The following is a 21,919-nucleotide window of genomic DNA, read 5'->3' on the forward strand; positions in this document are numbered from 1 at the left end:
CCTCTCCCCGTTCTTACGGGGAGAGGGTCGGGTGAGGGGCTTTCTCCAGGCGGACGGTGATAGACGGACTCGCGGAGACTCCCCCTCACCCGAAATTCAAGCTCAGCTTGAATTTCGACCTCTCCCCGCAAGCGGGGCGAGGTGACGCGGGGCCCGCATCGTGGACGAAAGCGCTAGTGCTGCAGCACGTATCGGCCGGGCGCATCCTCCAGCGCGGTGGCGTCCTTGCCGGCGCCGCCCATGGGTGACGGCGCAACCGGTTCGCCGGAATGGGCATTCAGGAACGCGACCCATTCGTGCCACCAGGAGCCTTCGCGCTTTGGCGCGACCTTCAGCCATTCATCCGGCCCGATATAGAGCCCGTCCTTCAGCTCGGTCAGGACCTGGTAGGAATGCCACGGCTCGTTGGGAGCCGCGACGACGCCGGCATTGTGTCCGCCGTTCGTGAGCACGAACGTCGTATCGGCATCGGCGAGGAAATGGATCTTGAAGGTCGATTTCCAGGGAGCGACGTGATCGCGAAGCGTGCCGACGACGAACATCGGCGCATGCAGATCGGACAGCGAGATCGGCTTGCCGTCGACGCGATAACGCCCTTCGGCAAGTTCGTTGTCGAGGAAGAGCTGGCGGAGATATTCCGAATGCATCCGATAGGGCATGCGAGTTGCATCCGCATTCCATGCCATCAGGTCGCTGAGCGGCTGCCGCTCTCCGATCAGGTAGTCGCGGATCATCCGCGACCAGATCAGGTCGTTGGAACGCAGCATCTGAAAGGCGCCGGCCATCTGCGTGGTCTCGAGCACGCCGCGCTGCCACATCATATCCTCGAGGAACGAGACCTGGCTTTCGTTGATGAAGAGCGTGAGTTCGCCGGCCTCGGTGAAGTCGGTCTGCGCGGCCAGCAGCGTCACGGTGCGCAGGCAGTCCGGCTTCTCCTTGCTCAGCCGCGCCGCCGCGATCGACAATAGCGTGCCGCCGAGGCAATAGCCGGTGGCGTGAATGGGCTGGCCGGGGGCGATCCGGCCGATAGCCTCGATCGCGGCATCGACGCCGAGCCGGCGATAGTCCTCGAGACTGACGTTGCGGTCCTCGGGCGTCGGGTTGCGCCAGGAGATCATGAACACGGTAAAGCCGCTCTCGACCAGGAAACGCACCAGCGAATTGTGCGGCGACAGATCGAGGATGTAATATTTCATGATCCAGGCCGGCCCGATCAGGATCGGTTCGGGCCGGACTTGCGATGTGGTCGGCGAATACTGGATCAGCTCGATCAATTCGTTGCGGTAGACCACCTTGCCCTTGGTGACAGCGACGTTCTGTCCAACGACGAACCTATGTTCCGGCCCGTGACCGGTCACCAGCGCCTTCCAATCCTCCAGCCAATTGTGCAAGCCGCCGACGAAATTGCCGCCGCCGGTCTCAATGATCTTGCGCAGCACTTCGGGATTGGTCAGCGCGAAATTCGTCGGCGCCAGCACGTCCAGCCACTGCCGGATCGCGAAATCCGCAATCGCCGCATCCTGCCGCGCCACGCCATGGACATCGGTGGTGGCCGATTGCCACCACTGCTCGGTCAGCAGGAACGCCTGCGCCAGCATGTTGAAGGCGGGCAATTCCCAGTCCGGCTCGGAAAACCGCCGGTCGGTCGGCGCCGGCGCGATCAGGCCCCAGGTGCGATAGACCGGATGCGGGTTCGCGAGTGTCTCGAAAAACTGCATCGCGTCGCGGATCGCACCCCGTGCAAGCGTCAACTGCTTGCCCGGCGAGATCGCCAAATGGAGCTGCCAGTCGAGCAGCGCCAGCGTAAGCGCGGCGGGAGACAGGCCACCAGTCCAGCGGGCGATCATGGCATGGGCGAGGTGATCGATCACGTCGAACGCCGATACCGGCTCGGACGGTGCTGGTACCGCGGGGACCGCCGCGCCGACTTGCAACGGCGGCTTGACCGGCTCGAATGGAACGACTTTGGAATCCATGGCCTCGCTTGTCATACCAACCTCCATTGACTCCATTTACGCTAGTGCCGCCAGCAACGGTTTGAGCTGCGTCAAACTGGTTTGCCACGGCCTCCCGCATGGATCGGGCGGTCCGAACCGCATGCAGCGAGCGCCCATGGGTATCGGCATGAGCGGCGACATCGGCAGTTTCGTCATCATCGTGCTCGTGATCGGCATGTCCTTAACGCTCGACATCGTCCAGGAGCACCGCGCCGAACTGACCGCCGAAGCGTTGCGGCCGTCGGTGGCGATCCAGGCCGACGTCGTGCGCGACGGGGCTATCGTCTCCCTTCCCGTCACCGAGCTGGTGCCGGGCGACATCGTTCACCTCCGCACCGGAGACCTCGTGCCCGCGGACGGGATCGTGCTGGACGTACACGAACTGCAGGTCAACGAGGCCTTGATGACGGGCGAGCCGTTTCCGGCGAGCAAGACCACCGCGCCATGCGCGGCACCCTGCCCGCTGAAGCAAGCAACGCGCTCTTTGCCGGGACCAGCGTGGTCAGCGGCAACGCCGTGATGCTGATCGTCGAAACCGGCCATCGAACGCGCTTCGGCATGATTGCTGCCGAGCTCGCCACCAACGCGCCGCCGACGGCGCTCGACGGGAGCGTGATGAATTGCATCCGCAATGGATGCTGCACTCCCTCTCCCGCTTGCGGGAGAGGGCTGGGGTGAGGGTGTCTCCGCATTGGGATTCCCTGAGTGGAGAGAGCCCTCACCCGCTGCGCCAAGGCGCAGCGACCTCTCCCGCAAGCGGGAGAGGTGAGGTCCGCAGCGCGCTCCAAATTCACGCGAAGCCGAAAAATTCCTTGCCGCGGGCGATGATCTCCTTGTCGGTCGGGTGATCACTCGCCTCGACGCGAAGGATGATGTTCGGGTAGGTGTCCTGCAGATGATGCAGCAGCTCGGTCTTCTCGTTCCCCGGCCCCATGATCAGGACGTCGGTGCAATTCTGCAGCACCTGCCCCACGCTGACCAGGAAAGCGGGATCACTCTCGACCTTGCCTGAGCCGATGCTGTTGGCCTTGTGGTGAAGATGGGTCGAGGACAGATGCGCCGGCACCACGATGGAATCCACGCCCGTGAGGCCCATCGAGAAGATCTTTGCGGTGAGATGATCGATCCAAACGACCGCATGCGCATGCGTCGCGGTCGTAGTTCGTGTCGCAGAGCTGGACATTGCTTCTCCTTGCGTCAGTGATGGTGTTCGATGGCTCAGCTCATATATTGGCCGCCATTAATCGACAGCGTCGAGCCGGTGATGAAGCCGGCCTCGTCGGCGGCGAGAAAGACGACGGCGCGCGCGATCTCCTCGGGCCGACCGAGCCTGCCGACCGGAATCTGCGGCAGGATCACATCCTTCATGACCTCCGGCGAGACCGCACCCAGCATCTCGGTGTGGGTATAGCCGGGACAGATCGCGTTGACGGTGATGCCGACCTTCGCGCTCTCGAGCGCAAGCGCCGCGTGAAGCCAAGCTCGCCGGCCTTCGCGGCCGAATAATTGGTCTGTCCGAACTGGCCCTTCTGGCCGTTGATCGAGGCGATGTTGACGATGCGGCCGAACTTGCGCGACCGCATGCCCTCGATCACGGATCGGCACATGTTGAACAAGGCGTTGAGGTCGGTATTGATCACCGCGTCCCATTGCGCCTTCGTCATCTTGTGCAGGCTGCTGTCGCGCACGATGCCGGCATTGTTGACGAGAATGTCGATCGGACCGAGCGCGGCTTCCACCTGCTTCACGCCGGCGCCGCAGGCGGCGAAATCGCCGACGTCCCATTGAAGCACCGGTATAGCTGTTTCAGCGTGAAACGCCTCGGCCGCCTTGGTATTGGCGGCATAGGTCGCCGCCACGCGGTAACCTTCCGATTGAAGCGCCCGGGCGATCGCGGCGCCAATGCCCCGAACGCCGCCCGTAACCAACGCAACGCGTGCCATGTCGATCCTCTCTTGCCTCTGCGACCTGGCCGTGAACCAATAAAGAAGGGAGGCCGAACGCCCTTTGATGTGGGTCAACAAGGGGAGGAAACTGCGCTGACATAGTGAGTTCGCCAACGACGGGAAGCGCCCGCAGGCGGCTTTCGTCCGTCATCAGGGAGAGATTCATGTACAAGAACATTCTGGTGCTGGTGCCCACGGAATTGTCGACGCGTCCAGTCGCCGATGGCTCGATATCGCTCGCGGCCACGTCCAAGGCCGAACTCGAAGCGCTGGCGATAGGCTACGAGGCCAGCAGCATACCGATGACGGCGGAAGGTGGCGCCGCGGTCGGCTCGATCTATGAGATCGAGCGTCAGCGCGCGTTCGAGCGCGCTGACGGCGCGTTGCGCATGTTCGAGGCGCAGGCCAGGAATGCAGGTATCACCTACCGCTGTCGCGCCCTCAGCGCGCTTCCGGGCGAGGCGGTCGAGATCGTCGGCGCGGCCGCGCGGCTGCACGACCTGACGATCGTGTCGCAGCCCGAGGTCGATCGCGACACCTTCGACAACAACCTCGCCCAAAAAACCCTGTTCGAGGCCGGCGGCCCGGTGCTGTTCATGCCTTACACATTCAAGGGCGCGTTGAGGGCAAAGCGGATCGGCATCTGCTGGGATGGCAGCCGCGTTGCGGCGCGCGCCTTGCATGACGCCATGCCCTTTCTGATGGCGGCAGATAGGCTGACGGTCATCACTGTCAACGAAGACGACAACGTGCCGAGCGAGGCCTCGCCGACCCATCTCGCGCGGTACCTGGCGCATGTCGGCGTCGCGGTCCATCTGACCTCGCTCAGGATGGACGATTCCGAAATCCAGGCGGGCATCCTGTCGCTCGCGGCCGACGAGTCGCTCGATCTCCTCGTGATGGGCGGCTACGGGCATTCGCGCCTCAAGGAAACCGTGCTCGGCGGGGTCACGCGCGACATGCTGCGCTCGATGACTGTGCCGACGCTGATGTCGCATTAGATTCGAGACACATGCCATGCGCGCCCACCAGATCATGACCAGGGACGTCATCACCGTCAGCCCCATGCATCCATCATGGATGCCGCCAACATCATGCTGCGCTGTCACCTGAGCGGCCTGCCGGTGATGTGCGAAGACGGCATGCTCAAGGGTATCGTCTCCGAGAGCGACTTCCTTTGCCGCGGCGAGATCGGCACCGGCCGCCGGCGCCCGGGCTGGCTGCAGTTCTTCGCCGGGCCCGGACGCGCCGCGATCGATTTCGTGCATGAACGCGGGCGTCGCGTCGAAGACGTCATGACGCCGGATCCGATCACGGTGGACGAGCAGACGCCCTTGGACGAGCTCGTGCGCATCATGGAAAAGAGGCGCGTGAAGCGCCTGCCGGTGATGAGCGGCAAGATGCTCGTCGGCATCATCACGCGCGCCAACATCCTTCAGGCGGTCGCGAGCCTTGCCAAGGAAATCCCCGACCCGACCGCTGATGACCAGCATATCCGCGATCGTATCCTGCGTCAGATCCAGGGCACAGACTGGCGGCCCGCCGGCTTCCAGGTCACCGTGCGCAACGGCGTCGCTCATCTCCATGGTGTCATCTTCGACGACAGCACGCGCAAGGCGGCCATCGTTCTCGCCGAGAACACCGCCGGCGTTAAAGCGGTCCACGATCACCTTTGCTTCGTGGATACTTATTCGGGGTACTATGTGGAGCCGCCGGAAGACGTCAGTGCGGCGAGGTGAACCGCCCCCGGGAGCGCTGCCGATTCCGTGATATATAACTACGCCTCGTGAAGCGATCTTTCGAAAGCGGCCGATCTCTTTCGGAAATGCACGCAACGGGGGCGCTGCAGGATCGATCGTCTGGGATCGACGGCAAGCGCATATCGAAAAAGTACGGCCGACATTCCGGATCGAACGAAAAGTTCTTGCGCATTCTGGCGAAGCCTTATCGGCTGACGTACCGTTCGTGTAGATATGGGTGCGGCTTCAATACAATCGCCACACGGAAATTCGTTCAGGATCGGACTATCGCCATGCTCAACGATGGGCGAGCATTTGACCGCGAGACAACGACAACGGCCGGCAGCTCGAACATCTCGTCGGAGCGAGCGCTGGGTATCGCGCATATATGGCGCTTTGCGCCGCGTTGGCATCAACGCACAAGGCGCATCGTCACGGGAATAGCCGGGCTCGCCGCGGTGGGCACCGTATTGGGCGGCCTGACCGGCTATTGGACGACCTACAAGGCGCTCAACGACTGGATCAGCCGCAGGCAAGTGGTGATGCCGGCGCCGCGCCTCTCCATTGCCGTGCTGCCCTTCGAGAATCTCAGCGGCGATCCGGCGCAGGATTATTTCGGCGACGCCGTCGTCGAGAACCTGACGACGGACTTATCCGTCAACATCCCGGCTCTTGTCGTCATCACCGGCGGCTCGGCACTGACAGACAGAAACCAGAGGATCGATCCCAAACGGATCGGTCAGGAGCTGAATGTCCGCTACCTGCTGCTCGGTTCGGTGCTTCGCTCCGCCGACCAGCTTCGCATCAATGCGCGGCTGGTCGACGCTGAAAACGGCGAGCAGTTGTGGGCGGATCGCTTCGACGGAAGCGCGGCCGATTTATTGAAGTTGCAGGATCAGGTCACATCCCGCATTTCCAGCTCGCTTCAATTCACCTTGCCGATCGCCTGGATGCGCAAGACACAGATGACGACGACCACGCTATTGTCGATGTGACGCCAAGCGGCGGTATCGCAAGGGATGCCTGACAATCCCTACAATATGGTCGGATATTTTTTCTTCAGAAGCGAAGCAAATTTTCTGGCGGCCCATGCGTTGAGGCGGATAACCCGAAAGCTATACGAAGGTATAGAACGGGCATACTAACGACTTCTCTCACGGCTTTATCCGCGGCCAACTCTCTCAGAACTAAAGCAAATTCGCCTCGACGCGGAGGCGAGCACGCTGCCGCCATTTGCAATATCTAACACCCGCTAAGCATCTATAACGGGCATCATAGCGCGAAGGGCATATGCTCTTCAGCATTGCAACTGTTGCATTCGCAGAGTTCCTCGGTCGCAGGCGATGCCGACCGAAACTAGAAAGGATGAGCGATGCTTACGCAGGCTATCAACGAGAGGCTGAGCCACCCTCACGTCAGCCTCCCGATCGGCTCGGAATCGCACCACGTCCATCCTGATGCCGAAGGGCTCCGCCAGGAGCACAAGTGGCGCGACCTGAAAGAGGATGATGCGGCTGCGATCGGGGAGATCGCGATTTCGCGCTGGGCGGGTTCGCAAACCGGCTCCCGATACGAGGAGGCGGCAACGCCGCCCGGTCGATATGTGGTGGCGATCGCCCTGAAGAGCACGCGCCTCACCCTGACACGGGGGCGGCAGATCATTTTCGACGGGGTCATGCCGGCGGGCACGCTGCACGTCACGGCGCCTTCGACCCAGCTTGGTGCGCAGTTTCACGCCCCCTACGACTTCCTGCACTTCCATGTCTCGGCCGACTATCTTCACGGGCACCGCGCCGCGGCCGAGCCCTGTGCGACCGGCGAGGATCTCGGCGACCTCATCCTGCTGCGGGACTCCTTTGCCGAGCAGCTCGGCAGGGCGCTGATCGAGCGCGGCAATGCCAGGGACCCGGCTTTCACCCGCTGCATTGGTCAAACGCTGGCCATGCATATCGCCCGACTCGAGACGCCGCGGAGCAAGGTCAACGCGCTGCCGAAATGGCGGCTCAGGCGGGTCGAGGAGTACGTCAACGCAAACTATCATCGCAGCGTCAGTCTTGCCGATCTGGCCAAGGCCGCCGGCCTGTCCCGCATGCATTTTGCGGCCCAGTTCCGGGCAGCGACAGGTTTCCGCCCGCGCGAATATCTGCTGCACCGGCGCGTCGAGCGCGCGAAATCGATCCTCTCCGACGGCGAGACGCCCCTGGCCGAGGTCGCATTGGCAGTGGGCTTCTGCACCCAGGCGCATTTCTCGACTGTCTTCAAGCGCATCACCGGGGAAACGCCGGCGCGCTGGCGAACCGCCAGCCGAAGCGCATCGCCCTCGCCGATCGACCAGAGCGTCCGGACCAAGATCCCGTTCGGCCGGCCACGGGCTGAAGTATGGCGCGCGGATCATCTCATTGCCGCCGGCGGTCACGCCTCGCTGTGACAGCACCTGAGGCCGTGTCGCAAATTGCGACACCGGCCGCCCCATAGTCACTTGCAATCACTCGATTGAAAATCGGCATCATCGCCGTGGCAGCTCGCGCGCGCATGCTTTTGCCGCGCGGCGCGATATTATTCCTATTTCGATCTGTCGGACGCAGCGCTGTCGGGTAACACCTTTGGCTATCCTGTAACACCTTTGGCTAAGGTTGCTAGGCGTTCGGAAAGCAATATGATGCGCTGGATTGGTCCCTCGACGATCTCAGGTCATTTGGAGTTCGGACGGGCACCGCGACGTGTTGCTCCGGTGCGCATCAAGCTGATGCGGTGAAGGACGGAGAGCGTCGGCCACCTGCTTGATTGAGGTCCCGAACATGGGCGACCGCACGCAACGCGCCGTCCGCGAGGCCGGTCGGGATTCGGCCGCGCCGGAGACCGTTTGCTTCGGTCCGTTTCGGCTGCATGCAGGGCAAAGAACGCTGGAGAAGGACGGCACTCCGATTCAGCTCGGCGGCCGGGCGCTTGATCTTTTGATCGCCCTGGTCGAGCGTGCCGGCACGGTGGTCAGCAAGAATGACCTCTTGGCCAAGGTGTGGCCCGACATCATCGTCGATGAAGGCAGCCTCAGGGTGCAGATCGCGGGCCTTCGGAAAGCGCTCGGCGACGGCGAGGCCGGCGCGAGATACCTGACCACCGTTTCGGGGCAGGGCTACTGTTTCGTCGGACGGCTTTCGCATCCGAATAATCAGGAGCAGTCCTCGATCGGGCCGAGCTCCGAACCGCCCCACAATCTGCCGGCGCGGCCGATGCGGATGGTGGGACGCGACCAGACCGTCCGCGACATATCGGCCAAATTGAGGAGCGAGCGTTTCGTCACCGTCGTCGGCCCCGGCGGCGTCGGCAAGACCACGGTGGCGGTCTCCGTCGGCCATGAATTGCTCGAAGCGTTCGCCGGTGCGGTCCGCTTCCTCGACTTTGGGACACTCCATGATCCCGCACTCGTTCCAAATGTCGTCGCCTCGGCGCTCGGCCTCCTCGGCCAGGCTGGTGATCCATCGGACAGTCTGGTGAACCTGCTCCGCGACAGGCGGATGCTGCTGATACTGGATTGTTGCGAGCATGTGATCGAGACATCGGCCGCGCTGGCCGAGCGGCTCTATGCGGAGGCGCCGCAGCTCCATATCCTGGCCACCAGCCGGGAGTCGCTGCGGGTCGAGGGCGAGCATGTTCACCGTCTGCAGCCGCTCTTGAGCCCGCCTGATGACGCCGGCCTGACGGCCGCACAGGCACTTGCCTTTCCCGCAGTCCAGCTATTTGTGGAGCGCGCGGCTGCGAGCGGCGGGCATCTCATCGAGCTGAGCGACGCGGACGCGCGCCTGGTTGGCGAGATCTGCCGCAGGCTGGATGGCATCGCACTGGCGATCGAGCTCGCCGCCAGCCGCGCCAGTGCCTCCAATATCAAGGACACGGTCGCGCTCTTGAACGACGCATTCAAGCTCCTGGGCGAGGGACAGCATGCCGTGCTGCCACGGCATCAGACCCTGCGCGCGACGCTCGACTGGAGTTACAAATTGCTGTCGGAGCCCGAGCGCATGGTGCTGCGGCGAGCGGCCGTGTTCGCCGGCAGCTTCACCTTGGAAGCCGCGCGCTCCGTTGCTGGCGCAGAGGACGCCGACGACGGGCAGGTGATCGCGGCCGTTGCGAGCCTGGTGGCGAAATCCATGCTTGCGGCAAGCGCGAGCGGCACATCAACGCGATACAGATTGCTCGACACGGCACGGGCCTATGCCCTGGAACGGCTTGCCGCCAGCATGGATGCCGATGCGACGGCGCGGCGGCATGCCCGCTATTTCCTGCATCTGCTGCAAGAGATCGGTAGCGGCTCGGCCCCATCATCGGAAGCGAACCGATTTGCGGCGATCGCAGACCAGTTCGGAAACATACGCGCGGCGCTGGCCTGGTGCTTCTCCGAACGCGGCGACCGCGCAACGGGCGTCGCGCTGGCCGCTGCGGCCATGCCGTTTTTCCTCAAACTGTCCCTGTTCGCCGAGTGCCAGCTCTGGGCCAAGCGCGCGATCGCACAGCTTGACGTGGCAAATCACAGCCTGAAATACGACCTCGACCTTCACGCCGCCCTGGGCCTGGCGCTGTTGCTCACGAAGGGGACCACCGACGACGTTCACGCTTTTCTGACGCGAGCGCTTCGAATAGCCGAAGAGATCGGCGACGTTCCCAGCCAGCTTCGCCTGATCGAGCGGGTTCACGTATTCCAGATGAGGGCAGGAAATTTCACGGAAGCGCTGGCGCTCGCCAAACGCGGCGAAGCCGTCGCGTCCGATCACGGCGACCGCATTAAACTTGCGCATATACGGATTGCGCTCGGCGTCTCCTGCCATCTTGTCGGAGACGCGCGGCTGGCCCGGTCTTATGTGGAATCGGCGTTGTTGCAGTTGCCGGGCTCGGAACCTGATGTCGATGATCCCCTGAACTACGACTACCTCAGTCGCGCACGAATCACGCTGGCTCGCATTCTGTGGCTTCAGGGATATCCCGATCAGGCGGTCGACACGGCGCGGCGGGCCATCGCCGACACGATGCGTATCGGTCATCCTGCCAAGCTCTGCATGGCGATGCTTTGGGCATTCTCGATCTTTGTCTGGAACTCGGAGACGGAGAGCTACGAAGAATACGCCGACAGACTTATCCTGGAAGCGAGCAAGCACGCGCTCGGGCCGTACCAGACGATTGGCTACGGAACAAAAGGTGTTGTCCTGGTGGCGCAGGGCCAGGTCGAGACCGGGATTGCGCTGCTGCGGGGCGCGCTCGAAGTCATGCACAGCCATCGATATGGCTCGCTCGCGGATTTCCGCATCGCGCTGGCGCAGGCGCTCGCCACCATCGGGCAGGAAAAGGAGGCGCTTGATACGATCGATCTGGCAATCGCCCGTGTCGGGCACAACAAGGATATGTTCTGCATGCCCGAGCTGCTGCGCGCAAAGGCGGAAGTTCTGCTCTCCGCAAGGAGCCCGGACCTGGAGCAGGCAGAGCGCTGCCTGAAGGAATCGATTGACATGGCCCGCCGTCAATCAGCGCTCGCCATGGAGCTGGTTGCGGCGACCTGCCTCGCAAAACTCTGGCTCGGGCAGGATCGCGCTGGCGAGGCGCGGCGGCTTCTCGCGCCGACCTATGCCCGCTTTACCGAGGGGTTCAACAGCCGCGCGCTGAAGGCGGCACGGGCGCTATTGGATGAGCTCGGCTCGCAGCACCCTGATTCATCGACGGACGCAAGACTGGCGGTTCGGGGGTAAGGCACCGAACGCATCCGCCTGGGCCGATCTGCGTCTATCCGGCAACCGCGATCATGCGAACTCGAAATGAAGGTGCAGATCCGAAAGACCCGAGCCATCCCATCCGGCATGGTACGTGGCGTAAGCATTCAAGGCCACCAGCTTGCGCCATCGGCTCGCAGCGCCCTTCCCAAGGCAACGAGCCCACGGGGGCCGTCCTATCCCCCGCCCCATCCCCGGGACGGCCCCCTTCTCTCCCCATGCATTGTCCCGTGAGCGGATCCCGTCCAAACTGGTGCCCTAATCCGGGCACAAATCATAGTTGGGCCAAAGACGGCTCTCGCAGCAGGCAGGTACCGCGTGCAGGGCGACAATAGCGACGAATCTGCACTGGCATTCGGGCCGTTCCGACTGCTGCCGAAAGCGCGACTGCTCGAAAAGGACGGCAATCCCGTTCATATCGGCGGCCGCGCGCTCGACATCCTGATCTTCCTCGCCGAACGCGCCGGCGAGGTCGTCGGCAAGCGGGAATTGGTGTCCCGGGTGTGGGCCGATGTGAACGTCGACGAGGGCAGCCTCCGCTTCCACGTCAGCGCGCTGCGCAAGGTGCTCGGCGACAGCGCGTCCGGCGCGAGATATGTCGTGAACGTTCCTGGTCGCGGCTATTGCTTCACCGCGCCGATCGTGCGCGCGGATACGAAGCCTGCCGCAACGCCGGCCGGCAGCCCTCCCCTTCCGGCGCAAATTGCCAGGATGATCGGGCGCACCGAAACAGTCGAGACGATTGCCGCCGAGCTCGCCCGCCACCGCCTGGTCACGGTGGTCGGACCGGGCGGCATCGGCAAGACCACCGTTGCCCTGGCGGTGGGGCACCGTCAGCTCGGCGCTTTTGCCGGAATGGTCAGGTTCGTCGACTTCGGCTCGCTGCGGGACAAGCGCCTGGCGCCGAGCGCGCTGGCATCGGCATTGGGGCTTTCGGTCTCCTCCGACAATCCGGTGCCCAGCATGCTGGCGTTTCTGCGCGAGAAGCGGATGCTGTTGATCTTCGACAGTTGTGAGCATCTCTTGGAAAGCCTGGCGATGCTCGCGGAAAGCATCATCCGCGAGGCGCCTGAGGTTTCCATCCTGGCAACCAGCCGTGAATCGTTGCGCGCCGAAGGCGAGCAGGTGCATCGGCTGTTTCCGCTGGATTGCCCGCCGGAGCGCGCTGCCATCACCGCTCCCGACGTGCTGGCCTATCCCGCGGCGCAATTGTTTGTCGAACGCATCGCCGCGAGCCTCGGGGGGTTCGAGCTTGGCGATGGCGAAGCGCCGCTGGTGGCGGAAATCTGCCGCAAGCTCGATGGCATTGCGCTGGCGATCGAGCTCGCCGCCGGTCGCGTCAACGCCTATGGAATCCAGGGCATCGCCACGCTGCTGAACAGTCGCTTCTCGCTGTTGTGGCAGGGCCGACGCACCGCAGCGCCCAGGCATCAGACGCTGAGCGCGGCGCTCGGCTGGAGCTACGATCTATTGACTCCCATCGAAAGCGTCACTCTGCGCAGGCTGTCGGTGTTCGCCGGCACCTTCACGCTGGAAGCCGCCCTCGCGGTAGCCTCCGAGGATGGAACCGACGAAGCCGAGGCGGTTGAGGCGATCGCAAACCTGGTAGCAAAGTCGCTGATCTCGCTGCCGTCTACGGCTCAGCCGGTGCGCTATCGGCTGCTCGACACCACGCGCGCCTTCGCCGCGGAGAAGCTTGTGGAAAGCGGCGAAGCCACAAGGATATCGCGCAACCATGCGATCTATTTCCGCGATCTCCTTGCGGGCATCGCGGCGAGAGCAGCAGCATTCTCGACGGGCGACAGCTTCACTCCCTATGCGGATCATCTTGCCAATGTGCGCGCGGCGTTGGATTGGAGCTTCTCCGAACATGGCGACCGCGCGATCGAGATCGGGCTTGCCGCGGCGGCCGCCCAATTCTTCCTGCAGCTTTCGCTGCTGACGGAATGCCATCGCTGGGCGCGACAGGCGCTGGCGGGGTTTGATCCGCAAATTGCCGACCCGCGTCAGGAGATGGAGCTTCAGGCCGCGCTTGGCGTGTCCTTGATGTTCACGCAAGGCAACACCGAAGAAGTCCATGCGGCCCTCACCCGCAGCCTGCAACTGGCAGAGTCCCACAACGACCTGCACTGGCAGCTATGGCTGCTGCGAGAGCTTCATATCTATCTGACCCGGATCGGCGATTATCATGGCGCGCTGGCGATGGGCGAGCGCGGCGCGGTGGTTGCCAGGACATTGAACGATGCCGGTGCCATCCGTACCGCGGAGTGGATGCTCGGAGTCGCCAACCACCTGATCGGGAATCAGAACGATGCCGTCTTGCAATGCGAGAGCGCCACGACCCATGATCCGTCTCGCCTGCAGATCAACATGCAGCGGCTCGGATATGATGACCGGATCGTTGCGCTGGTAGCCCTTGCGCGAAGCCTCTGGCTGACGGGACGTCCCGACCGTGCCATCGCGGCGGCGAGATATGCGGTCAGCGAGGCCGAGCGCACAGAGCAGCCGCTCACCATCGGCATCGGCCTGATATGGTCGATCTACGTGTTTCTCTGGGTCGGCGATTGGGAGGACGCCGACAAGCTGATCGAACGTCTCATCAATCATGCGGCCAGGCATTTTCTCGGGCCCTATCAGGCCGTGGGACTCGGACTGAAGGGCGAACTGTTGATCCGCCGCGGAGAAGCCAAGGTCGGCATCGAACTGCTGCGTCAGGGCGCCGGAACATTGCGGCAGACCCGGCACAAGATCCTGAGCACGGTGTTCGCGGCAGCGCTCGCCGAAGGCCTGGTGCAGGCGCGGCAATACGAGGAGGCGCTCGGCATCATCGATGAGGCGATCGCGCAGCGCGACAGCGCCGGGCAGTCGTTCGACCTGCCGGAGATGCTGCGCGTCAAGGGATATGTCCTGGCTTCCTCGGCCCGTCCATCCGAGGCCGAAACCTGTCTGATGCAGTCGCTCACGCTGTCCCGCGAGCAAGGCGCACTTGGATGGGAATTGCGGGCCGCCGCCACCTTGGGACGGCTCTGGCGTGAACAGGGCGATGCAGCAAAGGCACATGCACTGATCGCTCCGCTCTATGCACGATACAGTGAAGGCCTCGACAGCGCCGATCTCAGGTCCGTAAAATTACTGCTCGATGAGCTGACTCCGGGTATCTAACAACATCTAACGCGCAAATTCGCCCGCGCTGGGCCATGCTCCCTGCACGATTTTGGGGCTGGTCGAAGACGGGATTTGCGAATGGCATTGCTTGATGACGCCCTCGATGCCTGCGGTGGGCTGGAACGATGGCGTCGGTTGAAGAGATTCACCGTCCACCTTTCCATCGATGGCGCGCTGTTCTCCCGCATCGGCAATGCAGGGCGGCTCAAGGACATGGTCATGGAAGGTTCGACCGAGGTCCAGACGCTGCAATTCACCGGCTTCACCGCTCCCGACAGATGCGGCCTGTTTCAGCCCGACTGGGTCGCCATCCAGAGTCTGCAAGGCGAGATCCTGCGTTCGTGTGGCGACCCGCAGACAGCATTTTCGGATCACCACGAGGAAATGCCGTGGGACGATCTGCGCCTGGCCTATTTTTGCGGCCTCTCCCTCTGGAACTGTCTGACGACCCCCTTTCTGCTGGCGCAACCTGAAATTGAGACCGAAGAGCTGCCCCCCTGGAACACCGGCGGCCAGATCTGGCGGCGTCTCCGCGCGCTGTTTCCACCGACCATCGTTACGCATTCGCGGGAGCAGATATTCTACTTCGATAGCGATGGGCTGCAGCGGCGATTGGACTACGAGGCCGCGGGCACGCCAATCGCACACCTGACCTGGGCGCATCAGAAGTTCAACGACATCGTCATTCCCACGCTCCGGCGCTGCCTGTCGCGTCAGCCCGACGGCACGGTGATTACGAAGCCGGCACTGATCGACATCGAGATCTTCGACGCGGCATTCGAGTAGCAGCCAGCGAGCGGTGTCGACCGTCGCGTCGCGTGTGCGATTACTCCTTGCCCTGAACAAAGAGCTGAATCAGTGCGACGAGAACATCGGGCGCATCCTCCTGGCTGAAGTGGCCGGCATTGGGCAGCTTGATGATGGGCCGGTCCGGCCATATTCCCCTGAAGTCGGCGATTTGGACCGCCGGCGAGATAGCTCTGTCCTTCATACCGACGGCGAGCATTGCTGGCTTTGACTTCAGATTGTCGACGAGAGGAAAACCTTCAACGACGTATGGGATAATCCGACCGAGCAGCACATCGAGCGGGAACTCGATCGCTCCGATACAGTCCTCCCTTGCAGGAAAGGCCGAACCATAGGCCGCGAGCCAATCGGAATTCACTGCCGACAGATTCTCAAGACCAATGATCTTCATGATGCTGAGAATGTTGACGTCCAGATGTCCCAACACCTCGCCAAGCGTGCCGGCTTCGTAATGCTTGCGGACAAACTGAAACCAGGGCGTCTGCGCGTCGAACTCCGCGTTGCCATAGCCCGCCAATGTGTTGACGAGGAACAGGCGCTTGACGCGGTCGGGGTGTCGCAGCGTGAAGGCCGAACCGATCGGCCCGCCCCAATCCTGCATGACCAGGGTGATGTTCCTCAGATCGATCGCTTCGATGAGGTTCGTAAGGTTGTCGACATGGGCTTTCAGCGAATACTCGCGATCGCGAGGAGTCTCGCTTTTGCCGAAGCCCATATGATCGGGAACGATGACCCTGTGCGTCGCAGAAAGCGGCGGAATAAAGTGTCGATATAGATAGCCCCAGGTCGGCTCACCATGCAGACAAATGATGGGATCGCCGTCGCCCTCGTCGATATAATGCATACGAAAGCCGTTCCCGTCAAAATAGTGCGGCGCAAAGGGCCAGGTTGCACCAAACGTCTCGGCCGCAGGAATCGTCATTTGCCGGATCTCCTCATGCGCGGGTGTCAGTTGCAATTATATACGTCATGTAAAAGCCTCATCGAATGTTCGCTACCAACGACGAACCGTCGTAATGCCGGCATGACGATAATCTTTGCGTGAGAAGCCGCGCGTCGGCGACCGAAAATATTCGGTTCCGATTGAATCAGAACCGAATACCCAGACGGGTGGTCAGCCAAGCGCGAATGCCGTCCAGCGTGCGGAAATCGTCCAGAGATCGGGTCGCGACGTCATGATAGGCGCCAGCCACCATCTCGCTCAGCGCCCGGCCTGGCCCGAGTTCCAGAAACACCGTCGCTTCGCTCTCCATGCACGCCTGCAGGCAATCGGCCCATTGCACCGTCTGCGAGATCTGGACCGCCAGCTTGTCGAGACCGGTTTTGACATCGATGACGGGCGCAGCGTCGATCCCGCTCAGAAGCCGCGTTCCGGTTGGCAGTACCATCACGGCAGCATGGCTTAGTCTGTCGCGGAATTCCGTCGATGCCTTGGCAAGCCGCGGGGTGTGGGAGGCAACTTCCACCGGTACGTCGACGACCCTGGCCGCCTTCATCGCTTTCGCGTCATCGGCGAGCGCTTTCAACGCTGCCCGGCTTCCGCCGAGAATGAAGGCGTCGCCCGGATTGACGATGGCGACGGCGGCATCGTGCCGCTCGCACAAGGTGTCGATGGCATCGCGGGGAAGGCCGCGAACGAAGACCATTCCGTCACCGGGCAGCGTGGCAGCGTCCATCGCTTCCGCGCGGCAGGCCACCAGGTCGAGCGTATCCGTCATGCTCGTAAGGCCTGCGACGCCCCAGGCCGCGACCTCGCCAACGCTGTAGCCGGCAACGATGAGCCGGTCAGGCATTTGGGCGCGCAGCACGGAAGCTGCGGCCAGCGCCTGCAGCGTGCAGAGGATCTGGCCGATGCGATTGTGGTGCAGCACTTCAGCGCTCTCGCTGCGGACGATCTCGCGCGGATCACGGCCGCCGAGCAGCATCGCCGCATGGACAAACAGGCTGGCCGCCTCCGGCGCATCGCCGGTCAGGGCGAACATGTCGCGGTGCTGCCGTCCCTGCCCCGAGCAGAGGACTGCCAGAGTCATGGCCAGCCCAGCATCACGAAGAACACCAGCGCCAGCGCAAGCAGGATCGCATTGGACATCAGGGACACGACCTTTCGTGGGCGTCGACAAACAGGGTCATGGCCAATAGATCGGCCGATCCGCCGGGGCTGAGCCGGCGGACGACGAAGCTATCGTGGATGGCGCGGGCGCGCTCCTGCCAATCGGGCGCACCTACGCCGCCCCGGCCGAGAAATTGCCGCGCCACACGGCGCGCAAACAAGAGGCCGTCCAGCCCGCCGCGATGCAGCAGGTTGGTGTCCTCGACCGCGGCGATCAGCGCAAAGCATGCTTCAACCCGCGCGGCCTCCGCGTCGGCAGCAGCGAGAGCTCCCCTGTGCAAGGCCGGGAGGCCGACGTGGTAGACACTGGGAAATCCCTTGGCCGCTTCGACGCGCGCGCCACCGGCACCGAAGCGATGACGGGCTTTCATGCCATGGCTGTGGAGCAGCACAGGCCCGCCGAGGATGCTGCCGCCCCACAGTCGCGTCACGATTGCCCCGAGCGACAACGCGGGATCGACCTGCCCGCTGCTCCTTGCGCCGGCCGCCGCGCACAACAGGCCGAGGCCGAAGATGGCGCCGCGATAGGTGTTGATGCCTGAGGTCGCAGCAAACATCGCCGCCTCGGCCTCGAGACCGATGATCCTCAGCCGCTCCATCGCCCAGCCGCCGGCACCTGCTTCCGCCAACGCGGCAAAATACGGGCCGATGGTTTTGGCACTGACGCGCAGCGTCTCGGCGTCCATATCCTCGTGACTGCCACGATCAACATGGCTCACAAGGCCGGGCTTCGGCCATGTCTCCACTTCCAGCAGCAGGCAATCGACGGCGCTTGCCGCGATCGCCGCCGCATCGGGCGCGCATGGCGCCATCACCTGTGGACGAGGCGCGCGGTGCTGCGCGCTCCATGCCAGAGCCGGCGTCATGACAGCATCTCCCCGGCGAGGAAGAGATTCGTATCGAGCAAGGCGACGCCGCCGATGGTCTTGACCAGCACCTGGTCCGCGCCGGCATGCAGCTCCCGCCAGTTCACGGCGGCGCCGTCGTCGCGCACCAGTTCGCCATCGAGCCGCATCGGCGCCGGCGCCTCGATCTCGGCCATGCCGGTGACAAGAGCGGCAACATCCGTGTCACGATCAATGCGCAGCAGCAGATCGAGGTCGGAGCGATCGGTCAGATAATCCAGTCCGGTCAACACGCGCCAGGCCAAGCCGCCGAACACCCTTGCTTCCACCGAATGACGCGAAGCGAGTTCATCGAGACGTTCAAGCGTCGGCCGCCACGTCGGCGGCGCCATCCGAGCCGCCGCTCCTAACGAGGGTGGGGGCGCGATCGAGAGCACGTCTTCGGCCCGCATCAGGAAGGAAAGCCGCCGCTTGCCGGCAAAGGGCGGCAATGGCAGGGCCGCCGCCACGCCGTGCTGCTCGCAAGGCGTGGCACGCCGCCCGATCAACGGCCAGCCGTTCTCGACCCATCGCGCGATCAGCGGATCGGCCGCCAGATCGCTCCGCATCGCAAGCGCCGCACACCAGCTCTCGGGGCGGACGAAGATCAGATCATGGCGCCTCATCGGTCCCTCAGCCGGTTTGCATGGCAAGCTCACGCACGCGCTCCGCGATCTCAGCGGCCTTCATACGGCCGCCGCGCTCCTTGCCGAGTGCATCGCGTCGGTCGCGCGCATCGCCCATGTTGCGCAGCAGTTTTTCCAATTGATCGGCCAGCGAGGCCTCGTCGTCCCAGATGACATGCACCGCGCCGAGCTGAAGCAGATTTTGCAGGCCGGGAGCGAACACCGGCGTGGACTTGGCTTTCTCCTCGAGCACCTCGATCGGCAATTTCGTCACCTTGGACATCGACGGCAGGTCCATTACCGCCGGGTCCGCGCCCGGCAATCCCACCAGCACGCGGGTCGCCAGCGCGGTTGCGAGGAAAGCGCCGGCCGCCGAATGGCCGTACAGCAGCCCGATCGTGGGCCGCCCCTGGATATCGGCGTGGATGAGCGACTTGGCGAGATGAGCCAGGAACTCGTTCAGTCCCAGAAGCTCGTCGCGCTTGCTCATGCGCTGGCTGTCACTGTCGACGATGACCAGGATCGGACCGCTTCCGCGCTTGATCGCGCCAAGAACGGCGCCCGAGAGCCTGATCGCCTCGTCGACACCAAGCGCGGTTCGATCAGCGACTCCGATGACCAGCGCGCGGTCGCCGGATCGCAGCGTGCAGGACCCGAGCAGAACGCCACCGTCATTCTTGACGTCGTGGCCGTTGGGAAACATCGAGGCGAGGATCCTATCGAGCGTCACGGGCAATCCTCCGGACCTTGTCGGCAAGTTCGATGAACTGATCGGCCGGCAGCGCTGGAACGGACGCAGCGTCGGCAACACCCTCCGCCGCCCAGATCTCGACCGCATCCCGGCAGGTGCCAAAGCGCTGCAATCGATCTTCGAGGCGGGACTGTTCGGCATTTAACGTATCGATGCCGAAGCCCGCGGTGGTCTCAAGCAATTCGAGGGCAGCCTCACGGAAGGCTTGCACCGTGTCGTCGGTGAAGAGCTCGGCGCCGCCGATCAGCCGCCGGTGCTTGCCGCCCATCGTGCGCCAGACCAGGGCACGGTCGCGCGAGTCGAACTCTTCGACGCCGCGATTGGTCTCGATGACCTCGGGACCGGAGACGGCGATACGTCCCTGCTCGGACACTGCCAGCGCCGAACAGCAGCCCGCGATCAGTCCGCCGCCGCCATAACATCCCGAGCGGCCACCGATCAGCCCGATCACCTTTACGCCGGCGGTCCGCGCCTCGATCACCGCGCGCATGATCTCGGCAATGGCAAGCTCGCCCGCATTCGCTTCCTGCAGGCGGACGCCGCCGGTGTCGAACAGGATCACTACCGGGATCGACTTGAGCTCCTTCGCCGCACGCAGCAATCCCGTCAGCTTGGCGCCGTGGACCTCGCCGAAAGCGCCGCCCATGAAGCGGCCTTCCTGCGCGGCGACGAAGACCGGCGATTCCGCAAGTCGCCCGCGGCCGATGATGATGCCGTCGTCGAACTGCTCGGGAAGGTCGAACAGTTTCAGATGCGGGCTGACCTCGCGCCGTTCGGGGCCGATGAATTCGACAAAGCTTCCGGGATCGATCAGCAGCCGGATCCGTGCCCGCGCCGAGGCCTCGTAGAAGCTCGTCGCCCTCGCCTGCTCCAGCGACGGCTTTTCCAGATCCGCGACGCTCATTGCTCGTTCTCCGCCATCAGCCGGACAGCCTGGGCGAGACGCAGCGACACGGTGTCCGGCCGCGCGCCGCCGTCATTGATGGAGAACTTGAGCCCGCCCGGCGAGTAGCGCTCGACGAAGTCGGCGACCACGGCGTTCCACACCTCGCCAAAGCCTTCCGCCGCGGTCTTGATCTCCAGTCGGCATTCCGTTTCAGGCAGCACGCGTTCGGCGAGCACTTCCAGATTTCCGGAAGCTACAACACCGATGATCGCCATTTGCCTGGTCCCGCCGGCACGAGCGCGGGCTTGATGGTGAAAGCTCAAATCTTCCATCGCGGCTATCCCCTCACCAGTTGCGGAATTGCGAGGGCGGCGCGTAGAGCCCGCCCGACCACCGCACGAGATCCTTGATCGAGCGCGCCGCCAGCATGCTCCTGTCGGCGTCGAGCGGATCGATGCCGAGATCCTCCGGCCGGCGGATCACGCCGCGCTCGCGCAAGTGCTGCACCATTTTCCTGTCCCTTCTGCGGCCGACATCGGTATAGCCGGCGACGCCGCGGATCGCCTGTTCGCGTTCGTTCTCATCCCGGCACAGCAGCAGGTTGGCAACGCCTTCCTCCGTCACGACGTGGGTGACGTCGTCGCCATAGATCATCACCGGGGCGAGCTCGAGCTTGAGCTTCTCGGCGAGCGCGAGCGCGTCCAGCTTCTCGACCAACAGCGGCACGTTCTTTTCGCCAAAGGTCTCGCCGATCTGCACCACCAGCTTGCGGCCACGGCGCAGCAGCGCCGAGCCGTCGGGATCGGCCTCGCGGCCGGCCTGCAGCCATGGCGTGCTCGGATGGCGCCGCCCGCGGGCATCGGCGCCCATATTCGGCGCACCGCCGAAGCCCGCAATACGCGAGGTGGTCACCGTCGATGAATTGCCCTGCAGGTCGATCTGCAGCGTCGAGCCGATGAACATGTCGCAGGCATAGAGGCCGGCGGTCTGGCAGAAGGCGCGGTTGGAGCGCAGCGAGCCGTCAGGCCCGGTGAAGAAGACGTCGGAGCGTGCGCGGATATAGTCGTCCATGCCGACCTCGGAGCCGAAACAATGGATCTGCTCGACCCAGCCCGATTCAATCGCGGGGATCAGCGCCGGATGAGGATTGAGCGCGAAATGGCTTGCGACCTTGCCCTTCGTATTGCCTCATCTGAGGATGTTACTTTCGCTTGACGGACGTAGCGCCGACTGTCGGCCGGTCTGAGGTTGCGTC

The 21,919-nt window shown here is 63.7% G+C and carries 16 protein-coding genes and 3 pseudogenes; 8 read left to right on the forward strand and 11 right to left on the reverse strand.

What is annotated here, in order from left to right:
• Positions 1-173: 173 nt before the first annotated feature.
• Positions 174-1,991, reverse strand: a complete 1,818-nt coding sequence (locus tag AC5ZGW_RS12695) for a PHA/PHB synthase family protein (RefSeq protein ID WP_245474907.1) — start codon at positions 1,989-1,991, stop codon at positions 174-176.
• 121 nt (positions 1,992-2,112) lie between these two features.
• Between AC5ZGW_RS12695 and AC5ZGW_RS12700 the strand changes: the two genes are divergently transcribed.
• Complete coding sequence (locus tag AC5ZGW_RS12700) at positions 2,113-2,517, forward strand: P-type ATPase actuator domain-containing protein (protein WP_245474906.1); 405 nt, start codon at positions 2,113-2,115, stop codon at positions 2,515-2,517.
• A gap of 270 nt (positions 2,518-2,787) precedes the next feature.
• On the opposite strand, the gene AC5ZGW_RS12705 is transcribed toward AC5ZGW_RS12700, so the two are convergent.
• Together AC5ZGW_RS12705 and phbB are read right to left on the reverse strand one after the other, a co-directional pair.
• Positions 2,788-3,180, reverse strand: a complete 393-nt coding sequence (locus AC5ZGW_RS12705; protein ID WP_130228145.1) for a hypothetical protein — start codon at positions 3,178-3,180, stop codon at positions 2,788-2,790.
• Positions 3,181-3,215: 35 nt separating this feature from the next.
• Positions 3,216-3,940, reverse strand: a pseudogene (gene phbB, locus AC5ZGW_RS12710) (acetoacetyl-CoA reductase).
• A 167-nt stretch (positions 3,941-4,107) separates the two neighbouring features.
• On the opposite strand from phbB, the gene AC5ZGW_RS12715 reads away from it, so the two are divergent.
• From AC5ZGW_RS12715 to AC5ZGW_RS12745, 7 genes and pseudogenes are all read left to right on the forward strand, one after another.
• Positions 4,108-4,944, forward strand: a complete 837-nt coding sequence (locus tag AC5ZGW_RS12715; protein WP_130228144.1) for a universal stress protein — start codon at positions 4,108-4,110, stop codon at positions 4,942-4,944.
• 16 nt (positions 4,945-4,960) lie between these two features.
• Positions 4,961-5,682 (forward strand): annotated as a pseudogene (locus AC5ZGW_RS12720) (CBS domain-containing protein).
• Positions 5,683-5,975: 293 nt separating this feature from the next.
• The gene (locus AC5ZGW_RS12725; RefSeq protein ID WP_130228143.1) at positions 5,976-6,677 is read left to right on the forward strand and encodes a hypothetical protein; all 702 of its coding nucleotides are present in this window, start codon (positions 5,976-5,978) and stop codon (positions 6,675-6,677) included.
• Between the two features lie 377 nt (positions 6,678-7,054).
• Entirely contained in the window at positions 7,055-8,110 is a 1,056-nt protein-coding gene (locus tag AC5ZGW_RS12730) for an AraC family transcriptional regulator (protein WP_130228142.1), read from the forward strand.
• Between the two features lie 370 nt (positions 8,111-8,480).
• Complete coding sequence (locus AC5ZGW_RS12735) at positions 8,481-11,414, forward strand: ATP-binding protein (RefSeq protein ID WP_130228141.1); 2,934 nt, start codon at positions 8,481-8,483, stop codon at positions 11,412-11,414.
• 339 nt (positions 11,415-11,753) lie between these two features.
• Positions 11,754-14,597, forward strand: coding sequence for an ATP-binding protein (locus AC5ZGW_RS12740; RefSeq protein WP_130228140.1), 2,844 nt, complete (start codon positions 11,754-11,756; stop codon positions 14,595-14,597).
• 81 nt (positions 14,598-14,678) lie between these two features.
• The gene (locus AC5ZGW_RS12745; RefSeq protein WP_130228139.1) at positions 14,679-15,386 is read left to right on the forward strand and encodes a hypothetical protein; all 708 of its coding nucleotides are present in this window, start codon (positions 14,679-14,681) and stop codon (positions 15,384-15,386) included.
• Positions 15,387-15,426: 40 nt separating this feature from the next.
• On the opposite strand, the gene AC5ZGW_RS12750 is transcribed toward AC5ZGW_RS12745, so the two are convergent.
• The 8 genes and pseudogenes from AC5ZGW_RS12750 to AC5ZGW_RS12785 form a co-directional block, all read right to left on the reverse strand.
• Positions 15,427-16,329, reverse strand: coding sequence for an alpha/beta fold hydrolase (locus AC5ZGW_RS12750; protein WP_130228138.1), 903 nt, complete (start codon positions 16,327-16,329; stop codon positions 15,427-15,429).
• 166 nt (positions 16,330-16,495) lie between these two features.
• The gene (locus AC5ZGW_RS12755) at positions 16,496-17,437 is read right to left on the reverse strand and encodes an acyltransferase domain-containing protein (protein ID WP_130228137.1); all 942 of its coding nucleotides are present in this window, start codon (positions 17,435-17,437) and stop codon (positions 16,496-16,498) included.
• Between the two features lie 58 nt (positions 17,438-17,495).
• Entirely contained in the window at positions 17,496-18,383 is an 888-nt protein-coding gene (gene mdcB / locus AC5ZGW_RS12760; protein WP_463326942.1) for a triphosphoribosyl-dephospho-CoA synthase MdcB, read from the reverse strand.
• Positions 18,380-19,027, reverse strand: a complete 648-nt coding sequence (mdcG, locus tag AC5ZGW_RS12765) for a malonate decarboxylase holo-[acyl-carrier-protein] synthase (protein WP_130228136.1) — start codon at positions 19,025-19,027, stop codon at positions 18,380-18,382. Before mdcG ends, mdcB begins: the two co-directional genes overlap by 4 nt.
• 7 nt (positions 19,028-19,034) lie before the next feature.
• Entirely contained in the window at positions 19,035-19,757 is a 723-nt protein-coding gene (gene mdcE, locus AC5ZGW_RS12770; protein ID WP_130228135.1) for a biotin-independent malonate decarboxylase subunit gamma, read from the reverse strand.
• A complete protein-coding gene (locus AC5ZGW_RS12775; protein ID WP_130228134.1) occupies positions 19,744-20,682 on the reverse strand; it encodes a biotin-independent malonate decarboxylase subunit beta in 939 nt (312 codons plus the stop codon). Before AC5ZGW_RS12775 ends, mdcE begins: the two co-directional genes overlap by 14 nt.
• Positions 20,679-20,996, reverse strand: coding sequence for a malonate decarboxylase acyl carrier protein (gene mdcC, locus AC5ZGW_RS12780; RefSeq protein ID WP_130228133.1), 318 nt, complete (start codon positions 20,994-20,996; stop codon positions 20,679-20,681). The genes AC5ZGW_RS12775 and mdcC overlap by 4 nt, the downstream gene beginning before the upstream one ends.
• Positions 20,997-21,009: 13 nt before the next feature.
• Positions 21,010-21,843: pseudogene (locus AC5ZGW_RS12785) on the reverse strand (malonate decarboxylase subunit alpha); the annotation flags it as partial.
• Positions 21,844-21,919: the final 76 nt, after the last annotated feature.

It is taken from the genome of Bradyrhizobium sp. Crot121 (genome assembly GCF_059512385.1).

What these genes read in the sequence shown, in the direction of transcription:
- AC5ZGW_RS12695 (WP_245474907.1), bottom strand. Translation starts at nt 1,991, where the DNA reads ATGACAAGCGAGGCCATGGATTCCAAAGTCGTTCCATTCGAGCCGGTC.
- AC5ZGW_RS12700 (WP_245474906.1), top strand. Translation starts at nt 2,113, where the DNA reads ATGGGTATCGGCATGAGCGGCGACATCGGCAGTTTCGTCATCATCGTG.
- AC5ZGW_RS12705 (WP_130228145.1), bottom strand. Translation starts at nt 3,180, where the DNA reads ATGTCCAGCTCTGCGACACGAACTACGACCGCGACGCATGCGCATGCG.
- AC5ZGW_RS12715 (WP_130228144.1), top strand. Translation starts at nt 4,108, where the DNA reads ATGTACAAGAACATTCTGGTGCTGGTGCCCACGGAATTGTCGACGCGT.
- AC5ZGW_RS12725 (WP_130228143.1), top strand. Translation starts at nt 5,976, where the DNA reads ATGCTCAACGATGGGCGAGCATTTGACCGCGAGACAACGACAACGGCC.
- AC5ZGW_RS12730 (WP_130228142.1), top strand. Translation starts at nt 7,055, where the DNA reads ATGCTTACGCAGGCTATCAACGAGAGGCTGAGCCACCCTCACGTCAGC.
- AC5ZGW_RS12735 (WP_130228141.1), top strand. Translation starts at nt 8,481, where the DNA reads ATGGGCGACCGCACGCAACGCGCCGTCCGCGAGGCCGGTCGGGATTCG.
- AC5ZGW_RS12745 (WP_130228139.1), top strand. Translation starts at nt 14,679, where the DNA reads ATGGCATTGCTTGATGACGCCCTCGATGCCTGCGGTGGGCTGGAACGA.
- AC5ZGW_RS12750 (WP_130228138.1), bottom strand. Translation starts at nt 16,329, where the DNA reads ATGACGATTCCTGCGGCCGAGACGTTTGGTGCAACCTGGCCCTTTGCG.
- AC5ZGW_RS12755 (WP_130228137.1), bottom strand. Translation starts at nt 17,437, where the DNA reads ATGACTCTGGCAGTCCTCTGCTCGGGGCAGGGACGGCAGCACCGCGAC.
- mdcB (WP_463326942.1), bottom strand. Translation starts at nt 18,383, where the DNA reads ATGACGCCGGCTCTGGCATGGAGCGCGCAGCACCGCGCGCCTCGTCCA.
- mdcG (WP_130228136.1), bottom strand. Translation starts at nt 19,027, where the DNA reads ATGAGGCGCCATGATCTGATCTTCGTCCGCCCCGAGAGCTGGTGTGCG.
- AC5ZGW_RS12775 (WP_130228134.1), bottom strand. Translation starts at nt 20,682, where the DNA reads ATGAGCGTCGCGGATCTGGAAAAGCCGTCGCTGGAGCAGGCGAGGGCG.
- mdcC (WP_130228133.1), bottom strand. Translation starts at nt 20,996, where the DNA reads ATGGAAGATTTGAGCTTTCACCATCAAGCCCGCGCTCGTGCCGGCGGG.